This is a genomic window from Bacteroidota bacterium (assembly GCA_016213405.1).
Lineage (GTDB): Bacteria > Bacteroidota > Bacteroidia > Palsa-948 > Palsa-948 > Palsa-948.
The window spans coordinates 1-3,039 of the sequence record JACRAM010000127.1 but is presented as its reverse complement, the minus strand read 5'-3'; the positions used below and the strand labels follow the sequence as shown (position 1 = coordinate 3,039).

Genomic DNA, 3,039 nt, shown 5'->3' with positions numbered 1-3,039 from the left:
CGCCTTTCCATTGCCGAAAGAAGTAATATTCTGAAAATTGTTGTTATAAATTTTCAGCTTCGAGCCGATGGATGAAATTCCCACATCCATATTATCAAACAGGTTTGCGCCAACTCCTGCTGAAGCATCGCCAATCTGTATATCCTTTACACGGGTTAGCTGAATGCCCATGTTGGTTCTGGGCAGCGGAGCATTCAAGATATTGCCTGTGAAAAAGGGAAGCAGGGTACCTGTTCCGGTTTGCAAAATGCTTTCCCGAACCCTGCCGGTATGATTAACGGTGGGATAAATAGTTACCACAATATCCTTGTTATTTTTCTGAAGAATAGTTCTCTCCACCAGAAAATCTCCTCCATTCTGAGAAACTATGGCATTGCGTGCATCCTGTATGGTGGTCTGTTGCCCTTTGGAAGCCGAGCTGGAAACAAGATGCGCTGCGCTGCCTTGTATGTAAATGCCGTCCCACATTATTTTATCTCCTGCTTTGAGTAAGGTTTGTCCTTCTCCATCGCTCCTGAGCGTGAAGGTATTGCCTGCGGCAATCATTATTTTTGCTTCGGGAGCAAGGAGCAGCGTGCAGTTGGCAACTAAAAGATTTTTATCAACCGTAAATGTTCCGCTGATGTTCAGTGAAGCATGGCTCCACTGAAAACCCTCCTGTGTTTTTACAAACAGTTTGGGATATTTTTTCTCTGCTGATGAAACCGATACATTGCTGAGCGTTACAACAGCAAACGAGCGATTAATAAAACACACAAACATAGAAAGTAAAATCCATTTCATTGTACTACAATTTTTCTCACTCCTTTTCCTTCTTTTGTTTTTATGGTAACAGAATACTCTCCTTTTGCAAACAAAGATGCGATAATCTTTTTCCGGTACGTTCCGGCAGTTGCTTTTTCATGGAGCACCTCCACTTTTCTGCCAAGGTAATCCGTAATGGTAATGGTTAAATCTCCTGCTTGTTTTAAATCTGTTTCAAGAGTAAATTCTTCTGTTGCGGGGTTTGGGTAAATAGCCACTGCCACTGCCGCTGCCTCCTGCTCACTTACTCCCCCCACGCTGTCGCAGTCGTAAATAAATACGTTGTCAATATAATAATAGGAAACACTTGTTGCCGGATTCCATCCCGCGCCAAGATTGGTCATGCTGTCAGGATAAAAATTTCCAAGCGTGATGAATTTTTCTCCGCCTTGTGCAGTATAATAGCCCGACACCAATGTCCAGTTCAGGGTGTCATCAATAATGTTTCCTGTAGGATTCACAATGTCGGGAGTATTAGGTAGGTTCGTAGAAATAGGCATGGATATACTATTCTTTGACAAAACTGCATGTAAAGCATCAATCGGTGCTAATGTGTTATACGGATTTACATAAAACCCAATGCAATACTTCTTATCTTGAATCAACGAATCTCCGGGGAAAGGATATTCCACATATTCGCGACCGTTACTGCCTGCCTGATAAGTATAAGCACCAACAAATGCCTGACCTGTATATGGATATTGAAAACCGCTTGCTCCATCTGAAGGAACTCCTGCATTGGGTGCAGTAGCATTGGCACATTGATGATGATAATCTGGACTTCCAACAGTAGGAGAGAACCAAGGTGGGGTGCATGAAACTGATCCTCCACCCGAAGGGCAACACACCGTATCTTCAAAACTTCCGTTCAAAATCAAATTGGGTTGAGCAACAAGAGCAGTAGGCAACAGGCAACAGGCAACAGGCAATAAAAAGTAAAAAAGTATTTTTAAAAAACGGTTCATTGCTTATTTAATAATGACTAATTTATTGGTGTAAACATTCACCTCATTCACAATAACATGATACAAATAAATTCCTTCCGTTAAATTGCTGATGTCGAACTGGTGATACTTGGTTCCGGAAATTAATTGGTAAGATGCTTCCTTCCGCCCCACGATGGAATAAATTTCAAGCGCTGCATTGTCTTTTTCATCAACAGGGTAATCCAATACCGCTTCGCCTTTCATGGCGGGGTTGGGATATATTTTCCCCGACACTTTAATTGCCTGTGCCACTTCTTGTTTGTTGTCTTCCGCAATAATCATCCTGCTGCTTGAATTAGTCGGGTCAAGCCCAAGTATCACTCTTGCGCTGTAAACTCCGTCTCCGCCTGTAACCGGTTCCTGCATTGCAATGTTGTAAAGCGCGGCAGAGTCGGCAGGCGTAAATGATAATATTCCCTGCGCCCAACTGTTAAGATATATTTCATTTGCCTGTTTGCGGTTGCTTTCAATTAAATTTGCCGGAGCAACAGCATTGTTTGCCTGCACTGCATTCGTCAAATCATTTGCCGCAATAAAATCATTCACCTGCGTGAATCTCCCGATGTTATCCGATGCATACTGGTTGTAAAAATTCTGATACACGCTGTCATCGGGCATTCCAAGTGTGAGCATGCTTGGGTTTTCCTTCAAACTTCTGAAGGCATACTGCCGGTTCACCCATTTATTCTCCGCATCAAACTGCGGAAAGTTAAGTTGATTCCTTGCAATGCTGCCGAACATTTGTTCTCTCTGCTGTCCGGGTGGCGGTGGCGCAATTTGAGTGGCGCAGATATCAAAATTGTTTGTTGTAGATTGAACAGCACCAGTAGTAAAACTTGCAGGTGAAACCAAATGTGGTAAAGGAGTAAAAACTCCCCCCCCTTTCCACCAAAAATGAATAGCCGGAAAAATATCTCCCATCATCTTGGTTCCACCCGGAGCAATTGCAATCCATTTGTTTTTTTGAGCAAAACCATTAGTAGTTGGTCCGGCAATCTGGTCACCTACGTTGGTAGGAACTGGGGGGGAAACAGCATTAAAATTAATTCCGGTAAAACAAGTATTAAACGTATTACAAGCCAAAGTAGAATTAGGATTTTGCCCATTACAATAAATCCCGCTGCCGGTTTTGTTCATGGTGTTTGCAAGCACGGTGGTCTGCGGGCTGTTTTCCACATTCACGCCCTGCAAAGTGGCAACCATAGCAGCAACAGGGTTGCCGGTAACAGCGGCTTTCGTAATTGTATTG

Annotated in this window: 3 protein-coding genes; all 3 read right to left on the bottom strand. The window is 43.1% G+C overall.

Annotated elements, in window-relative coordinates:
* Positions 1 to 783: hypothetical protein (locus tag HY841_15820; protein ID MBI4932227.1), on the bottom strand; the 783-nt coding region annotated here is incomplete at its 3' end.
* Complete coding sequence (locus HY841_15815; GenBank protein ID MBI4932226.1) at positions 780 to 1,769, bottom strand: T9SS type A sorting domain-containing protein; 990 nt, start codon at positions 1,767 to 1,769, stop codon at positions 780 to 782. The genes HY841_15815 and HY841_15820, both read right to left, overlap by 4 nt.
* A gap of 3 nt (positions 1,770 to 1,772) precedes the next feature.
* The coding region (locus HY841_15810) for a T9SS type A sorting domain-containing protein (GenBank protein ID MBI4932225.1) at positions 1,773 to 3,039 on the bottom strand (1,267 nt) is incomplete at its 5' end.

Coding starts and splice junctions, on each gene's coding strand:
- HY841_15815 (MBI4932226.1), bottom strand. CDS start 1,769: ATGAACCGTTTTTTAAAAATACTTTTTTACTTTTTATTGCCTGTTGCC.